Origin of the sequence: Frankia sp. CgMI4, assembly GCF_001756285.1 — a bacterium.
GTDB classification, from domain to species: domain Bacteria; phylum Actinomycetota; class Actinomycetes; order Frankiales; family Frankiaceae; genus Frankia; species Frankia casuarinae.
Genome location: NZ_MAQZ01000107.1, coordinates 1 through 20920, shown reverse-complemented (window position 1 = coordinate 20920; position 20920 = coordinate 1). Strand labels below are relative to the sequence as shown.

Sequence of the window (20920 nt, the reverse complement as noted above, 5' to 3'; positions counted from 1 at the left end):
GCCCGCACCGTGGCGCGGATCCGCCGTCATGTCCGGCGGACCGTGACCACCGGCACGGGCCGGGCCCGGGTCACCCGGACGATCCCGAGCACTGTCACGGTCCACGTCCTGACGAGCCTCACCCTCGACGCGGTCACACCCGCTGATCTCGCGGGCTACGCCCGAGGGCATTGGACGATCGAGAACAAGGTCCACTGGGTGCGCGATGTGACGTTCCGTGAGGATGCCTCGCGGGTTCGGACCGGCCCACTGCCCCRCATCATGACCACRCTCCGTAACCTGATCATCGGGCTGATTCGCCTCGCTGGCCATAACCRCATCGCCCCGACCATCCGCAGAATCCGACACGACAACGCCCTGCTCCTKGCCATCCTCACTCTCGACAACCCCGCTGACCTGCATCAATGACTTTGCGGGTCACCCTGCGCCTACGTGCATCTCGCGCGTGAACTCACGCTGGAGCTCGACAAGCACGTGGCGCTGCCTGATCTCGATCTGCCACGCGTCATATTCGACGAAGAACGGCCACCTGATTCCGCCGACATCGAGCAGACGGCGGCCCACGTCCGTCATCACTGGGGCGTCGCACGTGGCCCAGTTCAAAATGTTGTACGACTACTAGAGGCAAACGGAATTGTTGTCGTGCGTTTTCGCGTCAGCATCGAGAAAGTCGATGCGTTCTGCGTCGACTTCCCTGACAGGCCCGTTGTCGCTCTCGGTTCGGACAAAGGTCTGCGGGACCGCTCCCGCTTCGATGCCGCCCACGAACTAGGCCACCTGGTCTTGCACGGCGCCACCGGACCGACAGGCGAGAAGGCCACTGAGCGCCAAGCCCACGAGTTCGCGGCCGCGTTTCTTATGCCAGCCGATGACATCAAGTCCGAGCTTCCAGACTCGCTCGACTGGCCTGCCTTTATGCGCCTGAAGACAAAATGGCACGTATCGCTAGCTGCGCTCCTGGTCAGAGCTAAGACACTCGGTGTTATGAATGAACACACCTACGCGCAGGGTTGGAAAACCCTGTCTGCCCGAGGATGGCGGAGAGTGGAGCCAGGTCCCCTCGGGAATCCTGAGGCTCCGGTACTCCTACAACGCGCACTGGAACTTATGGATACGACTGGTGTCTCGTTCGCCGAGTTCATCAATCGCTCCGGACTCCCAGAATCGGATGTCCGGATTCTCCTTAGTCGAGATTTCGGGGAACGTCCCCGCGTGGAGTTCTAGAATTCCTTCGCTATAGGACGGTGTCGCTCTGCAGTCTGCCCGCGACGGCGTAGAGGACAGGGGCGGTTGCAGTCCCCGGGTACTCCAACGCGCCCCGGCCAGCCGGCGCGAGCTGTCGCGGCCACCAGGGCCGCGCAGAGCGTGCACCAGGGGGTGATGACGCCCGTTGGATGGCCACCCCACTCACTCATTGACTTCAGCGCTGTGGGCTGAATCGTCGTTCATACCCGTCTGACTCCGGTTCAGCGGGCCGCCTGGCGCTGCTGCTCTCGCGAGGGCCGAGGCCTTGCGGGTCCAGCCAGTCCGGCTGTCAGCGGACCTGACCGAGCAGGCGATGGTGCGGCGGAGTGCCTGGCGAAGGTGGCCGCAGCCGCAGCTGCGGCGCGGGCCTGCTCATGCTGGCCGGCCGCCTCGCGCCAGACGACGATGGCGGCGGCCAGGTCAGCGAGGGCGGCGAGTAGCCGCAGCCAGTCGGCGTCGCGGTCGTCGTGGTGGAGGCGGCCGAGGCCGTTCAGGTCGCGGGCGGCCGCGCGTAGTGCCCGGGAGAGTGGTGTCGCCGGTGCGGGCCGGTGCCAGGGGGTGCGGCCGGCGCGGGTGAGCTGTTCGGCGGCGGTGGTGAGCGGGCCGGGGCGGCCGTGCTCGCCGGCGCGGGCGGCGGCCGCCAGGGCGCCGGCAGCCGCCGCAGCCGCCGGGTCGGGCGGGCTGTCGGTGGCGTCGGTCGCAGCCTTCGCCGCGGCAGCGAGCGCGCGCCGCTGGGCGCGGCCCGGGAACGCCACGCCCAGCTGCCTGATGGCCGCCGGCTCCGGGCCGCCCGGGTCCGGGGCGCCGGGGGTTTCGGCCCAGCGGGCGCGTAGCTGGGGAAGGGTGAGGTGCTGCGCGAGCCGGCCGCCGCCGTACCAGACCGGCTTGCCTTCGGCGGTGAGATCGCCGGGCAGGGCGACCGCGTAGCCGGTGACGGTCTTGGGGTCAACGCTGCTGTACCGCAGCCGGACCTCCACCCCGGCCTTGCGCAGCGCGGCGAAGAACTCCCCCTCGCCGGCCGCGCTGGTCGCCGCGGCCTCGACCGAGCGGCGCAGCGTGACGCGGGCGGGTATGGCCGAGCCGGCGCGGGCGGCTTTCTCGGTCTCCGCGCGGGTCGGCTGCCGGTCGCCGGTCCGGTTGCGTGGCGCGGTGGTGCGCAGGCCGTAGCGGGCCTCGGCGGCGCGGCAGGCCTCGCCGACCCGGTAGTAGTCGCCGCGGGCCGCGACGGCTCGCCCGTCGAGGCCGACGAGGAACGCGGCGATGTGGATGTGGTCGTCGGCGTGCCGCACGGCCACCCAGCGGCAGCCGGTACCGAGCTCGTCGACGAGCCCAGCGCGGGTCACCATGTCGGTGGCGATCTGCGACCACTCGTCGCCGGTAAGACGGCGGTCTTCGGGGGCAGCACGGACCGAGACATGCCAGACCGGCTTGGCTTGTTTGCGGCTGCCGGTGAGCAGGTCCAGATCGGTCAGCCGTTCGCCGAGCTCGGAGACGTCACGTCGGCCGTTTGGGCGGGTGGGCGGTTCGAGGAACGCGGAGGACTCCGGGCCGCCGGCGTAGCTGGCGACCACATGCGGATCGGTGTGCTCGTTGGCCTGGCCCGGGCCGAACAGGTACCGCAGCAGCCGGCCGGCCCCACGGCCGCGCTGCACCTTCGCGATCACCGGCGGCGGTACTCGGCGACCAGGACATCGACCCGGCGGGCCACGACATTCGTCAGCTCGACCGCCTCCGCCAGACCCGCCGGCATCGGACCGCCCCGACTACGATGCCACAGCTTGACCGACTGGTTGACGAGGTTCCCGTACTGACGCAGCAGGACGCTGGCATCCACCCACGCCTCCAGCAGCGCCCGATCCACACCCACCACCGCCGGCATCGGCACCACCACCGGCGCCGGGTCGGCCTGGTCCGCCAGGCGCAGGCCCGCCTCGACGAGGTAGCCACCGAGACGCAGCCCGACTCGGGCAGCCGCCGCCTCCAGCTTTTCCCGCTCGTCTGGCGTCATCCTCGCGCTGGCCTTGTCGGTGCGGACCTGCGCCGCATGGCGCCGCCACCGACCCGTCGCCCGCTCACCCATCCCCGGCCTCCAGCCGCGTTCTGACCGTGCACGGTCGGAACGATCGACCTCGGGCTCCGCGTTCCGACAAGTCGGACGAAACGGAGAAGTCGGACTTCTACGCCTAACTTGCTCCCCGCACGCCAGTCGATCAAGATGCTGGCGGCGGGGTCGTGGCTCCAACTCGGAATGTACGTCCCAGCGCAGAGGCCCACTCGTCCGCGGCACCGTAGTCATCGGGTCTCGGCCGGCTCTCGGGCCACAGGCGGTCGCGGATCTGACGAACCCGCAGCGCATGCTCACGAGCAAACCGGTCGCCGCCAGGGGACCGCGCGGCGGCGTTGTCGAGCGCGGCGGCCAGGCCGTCGAGAAGCGCGACCGCGTCCAGAATTTCTGCGTGCAGCGGCGCCGCCGAACCGCGGACCCTCGGCGCATGCTCTCGTGAGGCGACTGCTTGACGCGCCGCGCGGAGCCCCAGGTGCGCGTAGGTCAAAGCAACAGCGGCGATAAGGACGACCACGACATCGAGCACGATCCAGGCCATCCCTCGATGCTGGCGACCAGTCGTCCACCCGTCAGCCGGTTCGGCCCTCCGCTTACGTCCGTAGGCGTGATCAGTCGTGTCAAGTCACCGATCCGTCCGTGCCGGCRCACGCCTCGACAATCGCTTCGACGATGGCGCAGAGGCGGTTAACCGTGCGTCAAGGCCACAGAAGCCAGCCAACGGATCGGACGGCGCGTTGGGTGCGAGGCGGGACGAGCCGTCACGATTGGCGCTCAACTGTCCGAATTTGGATACATGACGCWGGCAGTCCGCTACTGTGTGATCCCGTCGACGCGCGGGGGTGGAGATGGGCTACCAGGAACGGACCTACCACGGCCTTCAAGGGCGCGCCGCAAGGCCGACCGTCTCCCGTGTGACCGGACGCTGGGCGCGACGAGGCGCACTCGCTGAGGACTCAGACGAGTGGCACCCGAGCCGAGTGCTCGTCGAAGTGCCGGCGAGCGGTCCCACAGCGCGCGAGAAGACCGAGGTGCTGCGCCTGCTGTCCCCGCCCGAGGAGTGTGACTTCGGCTGGGGCTACAACGGCCACGGCACCAGCCATACGGCGGCGGCGGTGCTCGCCGACGCGCTCGACGTCGATATCGAGACCATCGCGTTCGTGGGCTCGCGGCCCGACAAGACCCTGGCGGACCTCCGCGAGGATTTCTGCGCCGAGGTGCTGACCGACCTGTGCGACGAGTGGCGACTCAACCGGCGCGCGATTCTGCGCTGGACTGTCGGCTGGTACGCCAAGTACGGCCTGACGAAGGCGCCGCCGATCCTGATCGACCCCGAGTGGACAGGCGAGTAGGTCACAGGAAACGAGACGGAGACTCACGTGGCTTACGTGATTCGTCACAACCCTTCGCTCATCCTTGGCACCTGGCCCGGGTGCGACCCCGAGAATCGTCTCCAAAACGGCTTCCAGACCCATACGGTTCCTACCTACTGGGTGCTGTCCGGCCCAGGCAGCCAAACGAGTCGCACCTACTGCCGGGCTTGCGCCACGCCGGCCATCCTTGCGGCGATYAAGCTCGAAGACATGCGGCCCGAGTACCAGCCGAGAGGATAGGACTCCGATGGTCCTCCAGCGGCCTCTTGCCCTTGCAGCGCCGCGCTGTGCAGCTCACCCACTCTGCGGCCGCATCACCGAGGCACTGCCCAGCTCAGAGCCCGCCGTGGCGCCACCGCCATATCCGGCGCATCGCCCGAGGCTCGATGCCCGGGGGGAACTCCAGCACCGGCAGCACTCCGCCAAGTCATTCACGGCGACATGCACCAACGTGGTGCCCACCCCAACTCCGGCTCCCGACCGGTTCGCACCCGGACAGGTTGCCCAAACCGCGACGAACCGCCATCGCCGCTTTCATTTCATGTCGACGAAGCGGCTGTAGTTCCCTTGGAAGGCGACCGTGATYGTGCCGGTCGGGCCGGTGCTTGATGGAAGCCGAGCGGGYAATGTCGAGACACAGCATCGACTTCCCCAGGGCCGGCCGGCCGCCGATGACGATGACCTGCCCGGGATGCAGGCCGTTCGTCAGCTCGTCGAGATCCGCAAAGCCGGTCGGGACGCCGATCAGCGTGCCGTCGCGGGCTTCGATGGCCTCGATCTCCTCAAGGGCGGGATTGATCAGGTCGCCAAGCGGCTGGGCTGGTGGCAGCTTCGGCGTGCCGGTGACCCGGGTCGTGGCCCGCGCGACCCGCGGTGYGTTGAGCACGACCTGGTCGAGAGTCGTCTCGATGATCCGCCGGGCCGGCCGGTCGGTGTCTGYCCACGCCCGGATCGCGGCGAGCACCTCCCCGCAGGGAGCGTCCGGCGTGACCCGGGTGTCCAGCACGATCGCGGACTCGTGGTTGCCGCGTAGCCCGGAAAGGGTCAGGTTCGCCGACCCCACCAGCGCCGTCTGCGTGCCGTCGGTCCGGCGGACGTAGTAGCTCTTGGCGTGCATCATCGCCCGGTCGTCGTCGACGAGTACCAGCGTCGCCCGTGTGCCGTGCGGCTCGAACAACCGGGTGAAGGCGGCGAGGTCRCCAGCCGTGACCTGGTCCTCCCGGGCACCGGTGACCAGGTGGGCCTCCCCACCCCGCTCCAGTAGCGCTGCCAGTTGCGGCTCGATCAGCTTCAGGCCGTGCCCGGTCAGGTAGCCGGTCCGCGCGGCGAAGACTTGCGCCTGGTCGAGCTCGGCGAGCAGCCACTGCTCGACGGTGTGATCAGGCCCGCCGACAGCGGTGTCGAGATAGCGCATAGGAAAGGCCCTTTGTCCGCGATGGGTGATGATCGCCACCGTAGACGCCCGGTCCGACAGCGCCTACCTGCTTGTCCCGACAAGTCGGGAACGCTCGGCATGCGGCCCGCGCCCGACCGGTGCCCGCGGGTCAGATGTCATGTCCCGGTGGATCTGCCGCGCGGATCGTCGCGCGCCAGGTGCCTCGAGCGAGGATGATCGCGCCGTCGGGCAGGATCAGAGCGTTCGCGCCGATCCACGGGGCCATGCCGAGGCGTAGCCAGTCGTCGCGGACCCGATCGAGGAGGTCCCACAGCCTGCGCGGGCCGCCCTGGTGGACGAGCGGCCGGTTGGCGCCGACGGCGGTGGCTCTGGCCCATGACCCGTCGGGATGGGCCAGCAGCGCAGTGTGCTGCCCGTCGGGGTCGGGCCGCAGGTAGTGGTGGGTGACGTCGACGCCGGCGGCGAGCGCGAGCATGGTCGACAGCTCCCAGGCGTCCGCGACGTTCAGGACTGGGTACCGGCCGGGGCCGACATGTTCACCTTCGCGGTTTGCGAGCTCGTCGAAGTCGGCCCAGGGCGGCGGATAGTCGGGGCCGCTACGGGTGGCCAYGAAACCGGCCCAGTCTCTGGCGACCCGGCCGCGGACCTCCCCGTCCGGGTTCTTCCAGGCGGTGAGGACTATCCAGGTGCCGTGGATGGTGGTCACGAACCGGCCAGTCGGGCGCAATGCGGCGAGCCAGGACGGGGGGATCCACCGGACCGAGACCGTCGACACGAGCCGGTCGTAGCTGCCCGGTAGCTGCCCCGTCGCGTCGACTGTCTCCGCCGCCGGCTGGAGGCCGATCGCGGCGAGCCTGCTGGCCGCTGTGTCGACAAGGTAGGAGTCGACGTCGATCGTGGTCACGTGCCGCTCCCCGTAGCGGGTGGCGAGCAGCGCGGTGCCGTAGCCCGAGCCGGTGCCGACGTCGGCGATGTCGAGACCGTCGGCGAGCTGGGCGTGCTGGTACATCGAGAGCAGCAGCGATGRYTGTGTCGATGACGACGTCGGCCGGCCGACGGGCGCCCCGGCGTCCGGGCCGCTGTGGTCCGCGTGGGCCGGCCCGACCCGGGTCACGAGCGACCGGTCCGCGTAGGCATCGGCGAGCGGGCCGTGGTGCAGTCGCCACCCGGCGCCGTCCCGTTCCCACCATGCCGGCACGAAGTGGTGGCGGGGGACCGCGGCGACGACTGGGTACCAGCGGGAGCCGGGGTGGGTGGCGATATCGGCTAGCGCGCGGGCATGCGGCTGCCAGTGGTCCGTGTTCGTGGTCGTGTTCATGGCTGCCCGAACCTTCCCGCGACAGGCTCAGGCGCCAGCGCCGTCGCCCCGCGTCGGCGCGGCCTGCGCACGGTCCGTGGGCCCGTCAGCGGTGCTTCTCTGCGTCCGTCGCTCACGCCGCCGCTCCGCTACCGTGGGACAGAGAGTGTTGGTCCAGCCTTCGAGACCACGGCATGGGCGCATCTTGTGACCATGGCTGGTCGCGGTGGCCCCGCATGCCGCGTACGGCAGGATGAGCATCATGCAGAGCGACCTCCTCGACCTCGCGGAACGCAATCGGGTGTCGGCCTTGGCGGTCCTCGACCCCAAGACGCAGGAGACGCTTGGTCAGTTCTTCACCCCAGCTCGGGCAGCGTCACTGATCGCGAGCATGCCGCGGCTTCCCGATGAAGGCAGCATCAAGATCCTAGATCCCGGCGCAGGGTCGGGGATGCTGTCGGCCGCGCTCGTCGCTCGGGTGCTGGCTGAGCGGCCGAACCTGGCGGTTCACGTGGTCGCCGTCGAGTGCGACGAGGGCGTGGTGCCTCAGCTCTCGAACACCCTCGAAGCGTGCAAGATCGCAGGCGATGGGCGGGTGACGGTCGAGCTGGTTCAGGCCGACTTCATCGCGGCCTCGACCGGACTTGATGCGGATGAGCGACTTGCCGGGTTCGACCTGGTGATTCAGAACCCCCCCTACGCAAAGCTGGCCGCCTCCTCGGCCTCCCGCACAGCCGTCCGGGAGGCCGGAGCGGACGCACCGAATCTCTACGCCGCCTTCCTCGCACTCGCGGCGCGAGCACTCCGCGACGGCGGACAGCTGGTCGCGATCACGCCGCGGTCGTTCGCTAATGGGCCCTACTTCGGGACCTTCCGCTCATATCTACTCAACCAGATCGCGCTCGACCGGGTGCACGTATTCGCGTCCCGGTCAACCGTCTTCGCGGACACCGGCGTGCTACAGGAGAACGTGATCATATCCGGCACCAAGAACGGTGATCGAGAGACCGTCCTCCTGTCGGCCAGTGATGGTCACGAGGATGACGCGCAGCATCGAGAAGTGGCATATGCCGACGTCGTGCATCCTGACGACCCTCAGAGGTTCGTCCGCATCGCCACCAACGACGAGGACACCGCCATAGCCGAACGGATGATGTCGCTACCACACACCCTTGCATCGCTCGGTGTGACCATATCTACCGGCAGGGTAGTCGACTTCCGATCACTTGAGTGCCTCCACCACAGCCACGTCGACCGTGGCGTACCGCTCGTTTACCCAGGCAACGTGCGCGACGGTCTCATCTCGTGGCCGCGGGACATTCGCAAGGCCCAGTGGTTTGCGCCGATCACTGAGAAGGACGAGCGCATGCTCGTTCCCGAGGGCTGGTACTGCGTCGTGAAGCGGTTCTCATCCAAGGAGGAGCGGCGCCGCATCGTGGCTGCCGTATGGTCCCCCGAGAGCGTCCCGGGCCCTGTCGCGTTCGAGAATCACGTCAACGTCTTTCACATCAAGGGCGGGGGGCTCGACCGCGACCTCGCTTTCGGCCTCTCGATGTGGCTCAACTCCTCGCGGGTCGACAAGTTCTTCCGAACCTTCTCCGGCCACACCCAGGTCAACGCCACCGACCTCCGGGCCATGCGATTTCCCGACAGCTGGTCACTCCGACACATGGGGCACCTTGCTCCGGAGGCGCTCCCGCCGCAAGACGATATCGACGTCATCGTGKCGCAGGCGTTGAGCCCAGCTGGGGCCGCCGCATGAGCACCAACAAGATCGAAGAGGCGAGCCGCGTCCTCGAAGCTCTCGGTATGGATGCGGAGCGGTCCAACGAACGATCCGCCCTCACTCTCCTGGCTCTACTTCGCCTCCGCCCGGACGAGCCGTGGTCAACTGCCGCCGACCCRATGCTCGGAACGCGCGCCATCATGGACTGGATGCGTAACGAGTACGGCCGGAACTACRCTGCCAACACACGTGAGACCATCCGGCGGTTCACTCTCCACCAGTTCGCCGCTGCCCTGCTGGTGCAGCAGAACCCAGACCAGCCAGACCGGCCGATCAACTCGCCGAAATGGAACTACCAGGTCACGCCGCAAGCGCTTGCCGTGATCCAGAAGTATGACACGCCAGAGTTTGACGACGCCGTCACGGACTACCTCGCGACTGTGCCAGGGCTGAAAGCGCAGTATGCGGCTGCCAGAGAGATGAACCGCATCCCCGTGACGCTCCCGCATGGCGAGCCTTTTACGCTCTCTCCTGGCGGGCAGAACGTTCTGATCAAGCAGATGGTAGAGGAGTTCTGCCCGCGGTTCACTCCCGGCGGCGAAGTGTTATACGTCGGTGACGCCGACGCCAAGTGGGCATACTTTGAAGCCGACCGGCTCGCTGCCCTCGGCGTCGCTGTTGACGAGCACGGCAAGATGCCTGACCTGGTGGTCTACCTGCCGGGTCGAGACTGGCTCGTTCTGATGGAGGCCGCGTCGTCTCACGGACCGGTCGACGCCAAGCGCCACAGAGAACTTGCCTCGCTGTTCGCGGACGCCACACCCGGCCTGGTCTACGTCTCCTGCTTTCCCGATCGACGCGAGATGAAGAAATACCTTCATCAGATCGCCTGGGAGACCGAGGTTTGGTGCGCCGAGGACTCAACCCATCTGATCCACTTCAACGGCGAACGCTTTCTGGGCCCATACGACTAGCCGATGAGCCTCGGACGCTCGCCGCGTGCCCCAGATACGTGCAGTAGGTTCCCTGTGATCTTCCAATCGGTGTCGAGCTGTCAGCGGCTTCCCTGGCTGTATGTCAGTAGGCGCAGTGCTGATTTACCAGGTTCGGGTGGCAGTTCTGGCGTCGGCTCGGCGTGGCGTGATCGTGGACGTAGGACCTGATCAGGCACCGGTGATTTCGAGGTCCGGGCCTCGGGCGGTGCAATCGACATGGGTGARCATGGCCAGGAGTGGTTCGTGACCACCAGTCAGTGCTTGGTCCCACTGGCCAACCAGCTCGTCGAGCATGTGGGTGTACGAGCGGATGGCCACGGTGATGCCGGTCACCGTGTAGGGCGCCGGAACGCCTGCGGCTCGCTGGGCCCAGGTGTCCCACTTCGCGTCGCCGTGACGATGGTGGTTGGTGCCGGCGTCGCGGTCGCGCAGCAGCATCGCGGCGACGAGGACGTGCCTGGCCAGCTGGAGCGTGAGGTGAGCACCGATGAGCATGTCTCCGCGGGCTGCCTTGACCGCGGCCAGGACCGCGTCGAACCGATAGCGGTTGACCAATGTCTCCATAGGGTCGCCCTCGGACGGCGGTGAGGTGGCCGTCTGGCCTTGCGGCTGGTCGCTGGCGGGCGTCCTGACGGTGATGTCCAGCCGTCGTAGGTCGCGGAAGACCAGGCGCGTCACGTGCTTGGTCGAGGCCTCGTTCTCGTCGCAGGCGAACAGCGGCGGCATCTCGCGGAGAAGGCGTTCGACGACTCCGTGAGCGACGCGCCGCGGGTCGTCGGTCACCACCACGAGGTCCAGATCAGACCAGCAGTCCAGATCTCGGGCCGGACCGGCCGCCGAACCGTGAACGTGAACGTCCCGGACCCGAGGATCCCGGCGGGCAAGATCCTCCAGCATCGGCAGAAGGTCCGCCTGCCAGCCGGCAGGTGGAAGTGGAACCTCGTGCACCGTTACGTCCTCCTCACAAGAAGCCGGTCGCGATGAGCCTGACTCTCGCCGCTACCAACGCGCCGGCGTACGACGGCTGGCTCCGTCCGGTTGTCGGCCAGCGCCTCGACGACCACCGACCCACGACCGCCCCCGCCGCAGCGCGCGTCGTGGGCTCCGTATGCCCGGCGAATCCACCGTCAGCCTGCTCCGAGCGCCGCGAGGCGGCCCACGTCTACCCCGATCGGCTTCCAGTTGCCGGCCAGTGGAAGATCCGCTTGAGAAGTGGAAGATCGTCGCGGGAGCCTACGGCTAGTGATCGAACTCGCCGTCGCGCACGCCCGCGACGAACGCTCGCCACTCAGCATCGCTGAAGAACAGGGCAGCGCCGTCAGGGTCCTTGCTGTCCCGGACAGCACGGCCGCCGTCGGGAAGGGCCGCCACCTCGACGCATTGGGTCTTGTCGCCGCTGTGCGTCGACTTCACCCACACCAAGCGCSAGCCGTCAGCGGTCAGGGGCGCCATGTCGTCATCGCCTTCTCTCGAGCTCTTCGGCAAGGTCAGCTATGACGGCGCACGACGCTGCGGGGCTTAGTGCCAGGGACGCGAGAGCATCGCGCGCCGCGGCGAACGGCGCGGTGTCGGCGACCTCGTCCACGAACGTGCCCGCGCCGCGGTGTTCCAGATGCACGACGGGGCGCGCCCGGTCGAACTCGAAGAGCACGAACGACCCGGTCGTGCCGGGATGGGCGCCGAGGTCGACGGGCAGAACCCGCAGCGTTATCGATGGTCGTGCCGCGACAGCGATCAGGTAGCGCAGCTGGGCGRCCAACACCGCCGCTCCACCGACGGGACGGCGTAGTACGCCCTCGTCGAGCAGCACCTGTAGCACGGGCGGATCAGAACGGCTCAGGATGGCCTGCCGCCCGAGCCGCGCCGCGACCCGACCCTCTGCGTCGTGGGGAGTAAGGCCCGCGCTGGCCATGACCCCGCGGATGTAGTCCGGGGTCTGGAGCAGCCCGGGGACCAACAGCATCTCGACGTTCGTGATTCGGTTCGCCTGGGACTCGAACCCGATCAGCGCGGTGAGGCCCGGGGGCAGTCCGGGCCCGCCGGACGCCCACCAGTCGGGCCGGTCAGCCTCGCGGGCCTGTTCGAGGAGCCGTTCACGGCCGGGGCCTGTGACTTTGTAAACGACGAGCAGCGAGGCGACGTCTTCGACGCTGATTCCGCGCAGCCCGTTCTCCAGCCGGCTAAGCGTGCTGGCCGACCAGCCCAGTCTCTCTGCGACGGCGCGGCTGGTCAGGTTGCGCGCGACGCGCAGATCCCGGAGTTCAGCGCCGAGCCCTCGTGCGCGGACGGATGGCGGTCGCCGAGGCATTTCGCTCCCCTCCTGGGTGCTCGTGGTCGGCTCACCGGCCGACGGCGTCGGCACGCTGGTGGGCAAAGGCGAGGTCCCCGAGCGACTCCAAACTGATGCCGAGCCGCGGACCGCTCTCGCGTCAGGACACCGGCCCCGCGAGCGCCTGGGAAGACTGCAACTGCCAGGGGCAGGCACCCCTGGCCGCAGCGGCGGCGCGGTAAGCGTGACGAGGCCCACCGGAAACGCAAAGGCATGGCGGACGGCGTGATCCGGCAGGCAGCATCTGGATATGCGTGTTCTGCTGCTCGGCGGTACCTGGTTTCTCGGTCGGGCGGCAGCGGGCGAGATCCTGGCGCGCGGCTGGGAGCTGACCGTCTTCACGCGCGGCCGGTCGGGCGCGGCGCCGGCGGGCGCGGTCGCTGTCACCGGGGACCGGACGAGCCCGGCTGACCTCGCCGCTCTCGCGAAACGCGGCCCCTGGGATGTCGTTATCGACACGTCGGCCACGGACATCGCGCCGCGGGACGTTCTCACCTCGGCCACGCTGCTCGAACCGGTGGCCGGTGCCTACGTCTTCGTGTCGACGGTCAACGTGTACCGGGATTGGCCAAACGAGCCGCTCGACGAAAGCTCGGAGCTGCTGGACGCCCCTGCCGACGCCGACGCCGACTTCGGCCGTCTCCCAGCGGACTGGACGGGCCCGGACTGGTACTACGGGCGGCAGAAGGCCGGCGCGGAGAAGGCGGTCCGTGAGACCTTCGGGGACCGCAGGTCCGTGGTCTTACGGCCGGGCGTCATCCTGGGGCCGGGCGAATATGTCGGACGCCTGCCGTGGTGGCTCAGCCGGGCTGCCCGCGGCGGCATCATCCTGGGCCCGGGCGATCCGGCTCGCCGTATTCAGCCGGTCGACGTCCGCGATCTGGCGATGTTCGCCCTCGACCTGGCCGCCGCCGGGCAAAGCGGTAACTACAACGTCACCGCGCCGGGCGACGAGACCTTCGGCGACCTCCTGGACGCCTGCGTCGAGGTGACCGGCCGGCAGGGCGTCGTCGAGTGKGTCGCCGACGAGCTACTCCTGAGCGCCGGTGTGCGGCAGTGGACGGAGCTGCCGCTGTGGCGCACGAGCGCTGGTGTGTGGGCTGTCGACTCGTCAGCGGCGCGAGCCGCGGGCCTGTCGACGCGGCCGATCCGTGAGACCGTGCGCGACACCTGGCTGTGGATGCAGGCTGGCGGTCGTCCGGTGGAGCATCCTCGGTGGCGCGAGCACGGGATCTCCCCCGAGGCCGAGGCGGAGGTGCTGCGCTCGTCCCGGCTGCCGACGCCGCGGGAAGAGCTCAGCTCTCCGCCGTCGGCGCGGCAGGGCGGCTGAGGTCGGCCGGTGCGGGCGCCATCGCCGCCCAGTCCTCGATCGCGTCACCGTAGCCCCGCAGCGCCCCTGCCTGAGCGAGGTCCGGCGTAAGGAGCCGTAGGCGGACGGATTTCACTCGCTGCACCAGCCCATTGCCACGCCAGGAGACCGGGAGCGCCAGGACCGCGTCGAGCGCGGCGGCGGCCCCGTCGGCGTCGCGCTGGAMGAGGCGAGCGTTCGCCAGGTCGGCTTGAGCCTGCGCGACGATCATCGGTGGACGTTGCTCGCCGGGGAGGTCCGTGTACCGGTCCAGGGCGGCCTGGGCATAGGTGCCGGCGGCTACGGCGTCGCCGAGGAGAAGGGCTGTCGAGGCGTTGCTCATGAGCGCCCGCTCGATGCTCATGCCGAATTCGCCGTCGACGTCGTGCAGGTCATCGTGCTCCGACGGATCGTCGAGCGCTTCCGCCTCGGCCATCGCTGCCCGCGCGTTGGCCGCGTCGCCCAGATGCCCCCAGGCGCGGGCGGCGATGACGGCGATCCGGCGGCGTCCCACCGTGCCGACGCCCGGCGCCTCCGCCGCGGCCAGGGCATGGCGTAGGCCCTCGGCCGGGCGGCCCTGCCAGTAGGCGACGTAGGCCAGGGTGCCGCGAGCGAACGCCTGCAACGGGCCGAACTCGATCGTCTGCCCGTAGAGCGCAGCGGTGCGGGCGAACTGCGCGGCGGGCCGCAACAGTGCCAGGTCGAAGCACGCGGAGCCGCAGAGCGCCGCAGCCTCCCCGGCGAGCAGGTAGAGGCGTGCGAGCTGGCGGGGCGCCTGCGTCCGTTCGAGCGACCTCTGCGCGGCTTCCAGCAGCGCCTGCGCCTGCTGATAGGCGTCGGGAAGCGTGACCGCGCCGTAGTTCGTCGCCAGATACCGAAGATCCTCGTCTAGCTGGTCGATCTTCAGGTCCGGGAGAGCGCGGGCCGCGGCTTCGGAGGCGTGCTCGGCGGCCTTCCGCGCCTTCATCTCCACGCCGCCTTCGGACAGCGCGGACAGGCCTGCTTCGTACACCGCATGGAGATCGTTCCTCCCTGCCACGACCTGGGGAGCGATCCGGGCCGGCCGGGCCGCGCCAGCGGTGGCCGAAGGCGGATCCGAGTCGACGATGACGACACGACCCGCGGCCACCGATGAGGCCGGCGGGTTCCACCCCATGATGTCGGCCTCGTCGCCGAGCGCCAACACCGGCTGGACCTCGCGGGGATCCACGATCAGATCGGGGTCGGCGCGCGGCGGGAGAAGGCCKAATCTGCGCGCCTTTCGCTCCCTATCAGCCTGCTCGCGTAGGGCGGTGACCCGGCCGCCGGCGTCCAACGCCCTGTCGAGCGCCTGAGCAAGGCCCTCCGAAGGGACGTTGTGGCCGTTGACGGCTTCGGCGATCTGCTGACGTCGGTAACCGATCTGCCGAGACAGCTCGCTGTTGTTGGTCCCCTTGCTCGCGATGAGCTGGCGCAGCAGGTTGGACAGCTCGGCGAGTGCGCCGTCCGGCTCTCCCTCGGCAGGCACGGCGCCCACCTCCCCGTCGTCACGCCACGCCGTCGATGCCCCCGCTGGGGGCAGTCAGCGCCCCTGCCTGTTGCGGCCTGTGCAGGAACTTGCGCCGAGTGTGTCATGGATGCGACGGAAGCGGCACCAGTGAGTACGAGATTGCTCGCAGGTGGTGCGCATCCTCTTCGCGAGGACGCCCTGTCGCGCCTCCGTTGGAACGAGGGCCAGCCATGCCCGGCATTCAGCCGGGCCTGCTGAGCCTCCCAGGTGGCGGCGTCTACTCGTTCGCCGGAGTGAAGGGTCGTCGATGGTGATGGATGAGTCCGAACCGTTGCTGGCCGCTCTCATGGTGGAGATGGCGGCGACGGGCCTGCCTGCGCGGACCTCGATCCGTGCGTGGGTGCTCTCGTCGGTCGAGCGGGTGAGTATCCCCGGKGGCGGGACCGCGATCTTCAAGCATGCGCGGGAGCCGTTCACCGGTGAAGCCGACGTCCTGCAGCATCTGCAGGCGCAGGGTCTCCCAATTCCGCGGATCCTGGCGGAGGTCCGCCGTGAGCATGACCTCGGGATGCTCCTGGAGGATCTCGGCGAGCCGGTGCGCGACGCGACGGAGGCGGACGGAGCCGCGGCCGCCGTGACGGTCCACGCGGGGACACCTCCGGCAGGGCTTACGACCCTCGACCGCGCCGCCCTGGCCGCTCTCCCCGGTCGGRCACGGGCGAGCTTGGACGTGCTGCGTGCCCGTGGCCGGTGGGTCGACGCGGCCGGTCTCGACAAGCTCCTCGAACGTCTCGCCGGCGTCGCCTTCGACCTGGCTGACGGCGCCGAGACCCCCCCGTTCGGGCTGTGCCATTCGGAGTTCCATCCGACGAGCGTGCACATCGGCCTATCAGGGTGGCGGCTGCTCGACTGGGCGCGGGCCTTCGTCGGCCCGGGCCTGCTCGATCTCGCCTCCTGGCAGGGAACCACCGGCCCCGCCGATCTGACCGCCCTGCAACGCCTCATCCAGTCCTACATCCGCGCCGGCGGCACGCCCGAGGCCGCGACCCCACGGGCCGGGCTGCCGGCCGCGGCGTGGGCGATGGGCTGGCACCGCCTCTGGATCATCAGCTGGTACCTGGAGCAGGCGACCACATGGATCAACGACCCGTCACAGGACCCCTTTGTCGAGAGCGTCGTCCGGCGGCATTTGAACGAGGCGGCGCTGTTCCTGGGGGTGACTATGCCCTCGCCGTGAACGTGCCCTCATGGGACCGGCACGGCCGAGCCAAGATCGCCGCCGATGGGTTGAACACCCGGCCGGCGCGACACCGGTTCCGGTGGACACGGACTTGCGACGGCGACGCGGACCCTGGAGCCGAGCTTCTTGGCGAGGTGGCCGGGCGGCGGGTCATCGAGCTGGGTTGCGGCGCCGGCGACAACCTCGCCCACCTCGTCGAACGGGGCGCCCGCGGTGTGGGCCTGGACCCGGCGCGCAGCCAGATCCTCCGTGCCCGGGCCCGCTGGCCGGAGCCGCTGTTCCACCACGTCGACGCGGCCCGCTACCTGGCCAGCTGCGCGAAAGCGGACACGATCTTCAGCACCTACGGCGCGCTGGGCCTCTACCCGACCGCACCACTGCTCGCACTGATCTGCCAGGCGCTCCGGCTCGGTGGGCTGCTCGCGGCTTCCGCGCCGCTCGGCTCCGGCACAGACGTCGGCAGCCGATACACGGTGCGACTCTCGGACGGCGGAACCGCGCCGGTGATCCGTTTCGATCACACGCCCGACGGCTGGCGGGACCTGCTCACCGCCGCCGGGTTCGCAGACGTCGAGATCACGGTCGTCGAAGAGTCCGCCGCCCCGAACACCGTGATCCTGCGAGCCCGCCGCCCCGAACACCACCACCGCTAGGCCCTCCGCCCCGCGCACGGTCGCGGAGCCCTTGAACGGCCGCCCGACCCGGGGCCTGCACCGTCTTTCCCCGATGCCCCGGGCCGGGCGGTCCACCACCAGATGGAGAGGAAGGAGAACGATGCCGAGTGACCTGCCCTCGAAGGCTGTGCGCCCGGTCGCCGCCCGTGTCCCCGCGACGGCGGCCTCGGTGCCGCGCCTGCGTCGGGACGCCGTGCTGGTGCTGACTGYCTGGCAGGTCCCGCCCGGCACTATCGAGGCTGYCGCCCTGGCCGTCACCGAGCTCAGCGCCAACGCCATCACGGCCGGAACCGGCGATGACATCGCGATCCGACTCAGCGCCGCCCTCGACCACGTCCTGATCGAAATCTGGAACAACGGCACCACCGGTCAGCCCCAGCGCCAGCAGCCCACGGCCGACGACGAGCACGGTCGCGGCCTGCTTCTCGTCGACGCCCTCGCCGAGAACTGGGGGGCTTATGCCACGCCGTCCGGAGGAACGGTGGCCTGGGCGCGGATCGCTGGCGGCACCGTCGTGATCGAGCCTTCCCCGCACGAGGCGCCGCTGGCCGGCCGCGTACCCACCGCCTACCCGGAGCCCGCCCGGCCGGTCGTGTTCCGGACGGACGAGGAGACGCTGCGCCGCGTCGCCGACCGTCTCCGAGCCCTCGATACCTGGCACGACACCCCGGCCCTGTCCTCCGCCGGCCTGGTGCCCGTCTCCCCGACCCAGCCCTCGGCCGGCACCCGCGGCGCGGCGACCCCGCCACCCACACCGCGCACCGGGCGGGCCCCATTCGCAGCCCGCGCCGCCATCCCCTGCTGACGAGGAGCGGCACGTCATGCCCCCACTACCGCCCGACCCCGACGCGACCGGCAGCCCCTCCCTCCAGGCCCTCGTCAACGGCCTCGGCGACGTCGGATTCGTCGAGCCCGTGGATCTGAACACCGACMAGGCCCACCCGGCGCGGATGTACGACTACTACCTGGGCGGGAAGACCCACTTCCCGGCGGACCGTGAAGCCGCGGACAGGGCGCTGGCCGCGTTCCCGAACCTGCGGATCACCGCCCAGGAGAACAGGGCGTTCCTGCGCCGTGCCGTGGCGATGCTCGCCCGGATGGGCGTCACCCAGTTCCTCGACATCGGCGCGCACTAACTTCGCGAGGTACACCGAAAGATGTGACCTAGATCACTTCCTTAAGTGCAACGACTCGGCATGGCTGGGGTCTAGGGCTGCGGCTGGTTCTTGGCGGCTGCCGGTCGGTACTGCGTGATCCATGTCTCGACGTCGGCGGGTTGCCAGAGACGGACCGTACCTTGATCGATATGCGGTGCGGGGAAGTCTGGGCGGTGGGAAAGCTGGCGGGCACGCTCGGCCGTGATGCCGAGGCGTCGTCCAATATCGCCCGTCGTCCACAGGTCGTTCTCGCCCATGGGCTACAGCCTATTGGGGCACCCCAAGCATCTCGCTACTCTTGGGGTGCCCCAATAGGCGGCCCTGGCGGTGAGCTCCTACCCTCTCCGCCAGGGCCTTGATCTCGCACCCTCCTGGAAGGGAACGTGACCTATGCCCATGATCTCAGATGGTGAGTCTCGGCTGCCGGACAGCATGCGTTCGGATCTTAGTGTGGTGCTGATGGCGCATCCGGCGGAACCTCCGGCAGTCGAGATGCCGCCGGTCATACCGGGTTTCCAGGTCCGTCGGCCGGTACTCGTGTTTCCGGGCGGCATGCGGGTCTGTGTCGACGCTATGAGCACGGATCGTGAGGCGGCTACCTGGTGGGCCGATCTGGCGGTACAGGCTACGTATGCGTCCATCTGGCACGGCAACCGATCGGAAGACGAGCGAGAGATCACAAAGAGCGAGTAACGCAAGACCCGCGACCGTGCGGCGGCCGGTGACCTCGCCTGGGGTTGCCGGCCGTTCGCCGTTTCCGGCCTTCAACAACCTATACAAAGTTTGCGATGATGTAGGTACAGCAACGAAAGCGGCCCGACCGGTGCGGGAACACCGATCCGGGCCTGAGTCCCACAACCTGCCAGACCAGGAGCGGAACCTATGTTTACTATGCCAGATGATCCGGTGYGGCAGAGCGCCTACCTCGTTGATCAGTTGATTGTCAGGGTGCGTGAGGCGCTGGCATTGGTGGCGGCTGAGCTGGACGACGGTCCGCTTGCCGGTCCGCCCGGGAACCTCGTACCTCGCGCCGCGGCGTCGGCGCTGCGTGACCTGTCCGCGATGATCGGCGTCGTGACGAGTACGAACAGCCTCGCGGTCCTTGATGCGATGTGGTTCGGTCTGCTTGAGGCGTCGGACGGCGTGTCGGCTTGCCGCGCATCCGGCGAGGATGCGTGATGCCGGGGCTGGCGCGGGCGTTGAACTTCGTTCGTCAGGACGTCAGCGTGACCGAGCGGGATGATCAGCGAGCGGTGTTCGCTGCGGCATGCTCGGCACGGGCCTGGCAGGCCGGTGGGACGGTCTACCAGACCGCTGACAGGCTGCATGAGTGGGCGGCGGTCGTCCGGCTCGTCCACTCCGGCGCCTACGACCGGTTGGCCACCACTGAAGCGGGGCGGATGGCGGTACTGGGCATGCTGCGCCGCACGGGGATCCGCGTCCTTGCAGTATGTGACGGCGTGGATACGGGCGATCCGGTGGGCTGCGCTCTCGTCGACTCGCTGTTCACCTAAGAAATGATCAGGATCGGGTCGGGTGGCTGCAACGCCACCCGACCCGGTTTTTGATCTTTCACGGACCCCGGGCTGAGCTGATCTCCTCCGTCGGTCGGGCGGCTGCGCCCTACGTCGGGTTCTTCCGGCCGGGCAAGGGCGCCGACGGCCCGTACCATGCTGGGTGCGGCGCGTCCCTTGCCCGGCTGGGAGGTTCCGGCGTAGCCCCTCGGGGGTCCGGGCGGCGGAGGCGATCAGCGGACGTACGCGGCCCCTCCCCCTCCTCCAGAGTGAGGGCCGGGGTTTGGGGCGGAGCCCCAACAACCAGCAGCGGCACCGTCCTCGCGGACGTCGCGCGGCTCCTGGAGCACCGGCGCGGACCAGCGGCACTCTCACCGCCGATCGTCACGGACCCTCTGGCGGGGGGTCTGACGCTCCGACGCGCCGACGGGCCGACGCGCCCACGGGGCGACGCTCCGGCCGGGGTGCCGACCGGAGGGAGGCGGGACCCCGGCCGGGTGCGGCGATCCCGTAGGCGCGGCACGCACGGCGACGCGCGGCGCGTGCGCCAGGTCACACGCGGCGGCCGAAGGCCGCCCTTGAAAAAAGAAGGAAGAGAACATTGGCGACGATCTTTGTATGGTCTGTTTGTGCAGGTCGGTGAGTTGCGCTGTAGGTGCACGTACCCTGATTACGGGCACGTTCGGGGAGGGGTGCGGAGTGGTGGACGATCCGGGCGCTCGTCTTCGGGCTCTCCGGCTGCGGCGTGGCTTCTCTCAAGAGGGGTTGGCCGACGAGGCTGGGTTGAGCGTGTCGACGGTGCGGAAGATCGAGCAGGGTGGAAGCGCGCGGATCGAGACGCTGCGCACGTTGGCCCGTGCGCTGGATACGGAGACGTCGTCGCTGTTCGGGGCACGTTCACCTGGGCCAGTGACTGATGCAACGGAAGACGAGAAGCTGAATCTGCTGCCGCTACGCCAGGTTCTCACGCCTGCTGTCGGCCTCGTCGGCGTTTCGCGGTCACCGGTAGGTGGATCGGCACAGGAGTCGCAGTCTCGGCTTCGAGATGCGCTGTCAAACGCGATCAGGGTCTACC

At 69.2% G+C, this 20920-nt stretch carries 21 protein-coding genes and 3 pseudogenes; 13 read left to right on the top strand and 11 right to left on the bottom strand.

The features are described 5' to 3' along the window. On the top strand, window positions 1–408 hold a 408-nt coding region (locus Manayef4_RS18420; RefSeq protein WP_139140138.1), incomplete at its 5' end, for a transposase. A gap of 24 nt (window positions 409–432) precedes the next feature. Next, entirely contained in the window at window positions 433–1224 is a 792-nt protein-coding gene (locus tag Manayef4_RS23420; RefSeq protein ID WP_217494137.1) for an ImmA/IrrE family metallo-endopeptidase, read from the top strand. A gap of 242 nt (window positions 1225–1466) precedes the next feature. Here Manayef4_RS23420 and Manayef4_RS18415 read toward each other — a convergent pair whose 3' ends face one another. The 3 genes from Manayef4_RS18415 to Manayef4_RS18405 all read right to left on the bottom strand — a co-directional run bounded on the left by Manayef4_RS18415 (window position 1467) and on the right by Manayef4_RS18405 (window position 3848). Continuing rightward, on the bottom strand, window positions 1467–2909 hold the full coding sequence (locus tag Manayef4_RS18415) for a hypothetical protein (protein WP_070132499.1): 1443 nt from the start codon (window positions 2907–2909) through the stop codon (window positions 1467–1469). Then, window positions 2906–3253 carry a hypothetical protein gene (locus tag Manayef4_RS18410; RefSeq protein WP_175443425.1) on the bottom strand — a complete coding sequence of 116 codons (348 nt, stop codon included), beginning with the start codon at window positions 3251–3253 and terminating at the stop codon, window positions 2906–2908. The genes Manayef4_RS18415 and Manayef4_RS18410 overlap by 4 nt, the downstream gene beginning before the upstream one ends. Window positions 3254–3455: 202 nt before the next feature. Beyond that, entirely contained in the window at window positions 3456–3848 is a 393-nt protein-coding gene (locus tag Manayef4_RS18405) for a hypothetical protein (RefSeq protein ID WP_023841995.1), read from the bottom strand. A gap of 439 nt (window positions 3849–4287) precedes the next feature. On the opposite strand from Manayef4_RS18405, the gene Manayef4_RS18400 reads away from it, so the two are divergent. Further along, a complete protein-coding gene (locus tag Manayef4_RS18400; RefSeq protein WP_134351156.1) occupies window positions 4288–4659 on the top strand; it encodes a DUF6166 domain-containing protein in 372 nt (123 codons plus the stop codon). Between the two features lie 622 nt (window positions 4660–5281). Here Manayef4_RS18400 and Manayef4_RS26190 read toward each other — a convergent pair. From Manayef4_RS26190 to Manayef4_RS18390, 3 genes and pseudogenes are all read right to left on the bottom strand, one after another. Then, window positions 5282–5494 (bottom strand): annotated as a pseudogene (locus Manayef4_RS26190) (DnaB-like helicase C-terminal domain-containing protein); the annotation flags it as partial. Window positions 5495–5683: 189 nt separating this feature from the next. Then, window positions 5684–6094, bottom strand: a pseudogene (locus tag Manayef4_RS26185) (phospholipase D-like domain-containing protein); the annotation flags it as partial. A 130-nt stretch (window positions 6095–6224) separates the two neighbouring features. Beyond that, a complete protein-coding gene (locus tag Manayef4_RS18390; protein WP_070132494.1) occupies window positions 6225–7394 on the bottom strand; it encodes a methyltransferase domain-containing protein in 1170 nt (389 codons plus the stop codon). Between the two features lie 241 nt (window positions 7395–7635). On the opposite strand from Manayef4_RS18390, the gene Manayef4_RS18385 reads away from it, so the two are divergent. Then, on the top strand, window positions 7636–9135 hold the full coding sequence (locus Manayef4_RS18385) for an Eco57I restriction-modification methylase domain-containing protein (RefSeq protein WP_070132507.1): 1500 nt from the start codon (window positions 7636–7638) through the stop codon (window positions 9133–9135). Beyond that, the gene (locus tag Manayef4_RS18380; RefSeq protein ID WP_070132492.1) at window positions 9132–10073 is read left to right on the top strand and encodes a BsuBI/PstI family type II restriction endonuclease; all 942 of its coding nucleotides are present in this window, start codon (window positions 9132–9134) and stop codon (window positions 10071–10073) included. Before Manayef4_RS18385 ends, Manayef4_RS18380 begins: the two co-directional genes overlap by 4 nt. Before the next feature lie 189 nt (window positions 10074–10262). Here the strand turns inward: Manayef4_RS18380 and Manayef4_RS18375 are convergent, their stop codons facing one another. The 3 genes from Manayef4_RS18375 to Manayef4_RS18365 form a co-directional block, all read right to left on the bottom strand. Continuing rightward, window positions 10263–11042 (bottom strand): aminoglycoside 6-adenylyltransferase, encoded by a 780-nt coding sequence (locus tag Manayef4_RS18375; protein ID WP_070132490.1) that lies wholly within the window; start codon window positions 11040–11042, stop codon window positions 10263–10265. Window positions 11043–11333: 291 nt separating this feature from the next. Next, on the bottom strand, window positions 11334–11546 hold the full coding sequence (locus tag Manayef4_RS18370) for a DUF397 domain-containing protein (protein ID WP_070132488.1): 213 nt from the start codon (window positions 11544–11546) through the stop codon (window positions 11334–11336). Between the two features lie 4 nt (window positions 11547–11550). Beyond that, window positions 11551–12402: a helix-turn-helix transcriptional regulator gene (locus Manayef4_RS18365; RefSeq protein WP_070132505.1), complete on the bottom strand. Its 852-nt coding sequence runs from the start codon at window positions 12400–12402 to the stop codon at window positions 11551–11553. 271 nt (window positions 12403–12673) lie between these two features. Here Manayef4_RS18365 and Manayef4_RS18360 point away from each other — a divergent pair, with 271 nt between their 5' ends. Further along, a complete protein-coding gene (locus Manayef4_RS18360; RefSeq protein ID WP_070132486.1) occupies window positions 12674–13753 on the top strand; it encodes an NAD-dependent epimerase/dehydratase family protein in 1080 nt (359 codons plus the stop codon). Here the strand turns inward: Manayef4_RS18360 and Manayef4_RS18355 are convergent. After that, window positions 13719–15278, bottom strand: coding sequence for a helix-turn-helix transcriptional regulator (locus Manayef4_RS18355; RefSeq protein WP_139140137.1), 1560 nt, complete (start codon window positions 15276–15278; stop codon window positions 13719–13721). The genes Manayef4_RS18360 and Manayef4_RS18355 overlap by 35 nt on opposite strands. Window positions 15279–15567: 289 nt before the next feature. Here Manayef4_RS18355 and Manayef4_RS18350 point away from each other — a divergent pair, with 289 nt between their 5' ends. The 4 genes and pseudogenes from Manayef4_RS18350 to Manayef4_RS18335 form a co-directional block, all read left to right on the top strand. Beyond that, window positions 15568–16497 carry a phosphotransferase gene (locus tag Manayef4_RS18350; RefSeq protein WP_254665729.1) on the top strand — a complete coding sequence of 310 codons (930 nt, stop codon included), beginning with the start codon at window positions 15568–15570 and terminating at the stop codon, window positions 16495–16497. After that, a complete protein-coding gene (locus tag Manayef4_RS18345; RefSeq protein ID WP_043591794.1) occupies window positions 16494–17153 on the top strand; it encodes a methyltransferase domain-containing protein in 660 nt (219 codons plus the stop codon). The genes Manayef4_RS18350 and Manayef4_RS18345 overlap by 4 nt, the downstream gene beginning before the upstream one ends. 121 nt (window positions 17154–17274) lie before the next feature. After that, complete coding sequence (locus Manayef4_RS18340; RefSeq protein ID WP_175443424.1) at window positions 17275–17979, top strand: ATP-binding protein; 705 nt, start codon at window positions 17275–17277, stop codon at window positions 17977–17979. Between the two features lie 109 nt (window positions 17980–18088). Continuing rightward, a pseudogene (locus Manayef4_RS18335) lies at window positions 18089–18301 on the top strand (SAM-dependent methyltransferase); the annotation flags it as partial. Window positions 18302–18381: 80 nt separating this feature from the next. Here Manayef4_RS18335 and Manayef4_RS18330 read toward each other — a convergent pair. Then, complete coding sequence (locus Manayef4_RS18330) at window positions 18382–18588, bottom strand: hypothetical protein (protein ID WP_023841978.1); 207 nt, start codon at window positions 18586–18588, stop codon at window positions 18382–18384. Window positions 18589–19213: 625 nt separating this feature from the next. On the opposite strand from Manayef4_RS18330, the gene Manayef4_RS18320 reads away from it, so the two are divergent. The 3 genes from Manayef4_RS18320 to Manayef4_RS23415 all read left to right on the top strand — a co-directional run. Continuing rightward, a complete protein-coding gene (locus Manayef4_RS18320) occupies window positions 19214–19510 on the top strand; it encodes a hypothetical protein (protein WP_139140135.1) in 297 nt (98 codons plus the stop codon). Then, complete coding sequence (locus tag Manayef4_RS18315; RefSeq protein ID WP_023841975.1) at window positions 19510–19845, top strand: hypothetical protein; 336 nt, start codon at window positions 19510–19512, stop codon at window positions 19843–19845. Before Manayef4_RS18320 ends, Manayef4_RS18315 begins: the two co-directional genes overlap by 1 nt. 699 nt (window positions 19846–20544) lie before the next feature. Then, window positions 20545–20920, top strand: a 376-nt coding sequence (locus Manayef4_RS23415) for a helix-turn-helix transcriptional regulator (RefSeq protein ID WP_254665728.1), incomplete at its 3' end; no start/stop codon positions are given.

Coding starts and splice junctions, on each gene's coding strand:
- Manayef4_RS18330 (WP_023841978.1), bottom strand. CDS start 18,588: ATGGGCGAGAACGACCTGTGGACGACGGGCGATATTGGACGACGCCTC.
- Manayef4_RS18315 (WP_023841975.1), top strand. CDS start 19,510: ATGCCGGGGCTGGCGCGGGCGTTGAACTTCGTTCGTCAGGACGTCAGC.
- Manayef4_RS18410 (WP_175443425.1), bottom strand. CDS start 3,253: ATGACGCCAGACGAGCGGGAAAAGCTGGAGGCGGCGGCTGCCCGAGTC.
- Manayef4_RS18405 (WP_023841995.1), bottom strand. CDS start 3,848: ATGGCCTGGATCGTGCTCGATGTCGTGGTCGTCCTTATCGCCGCTGTT.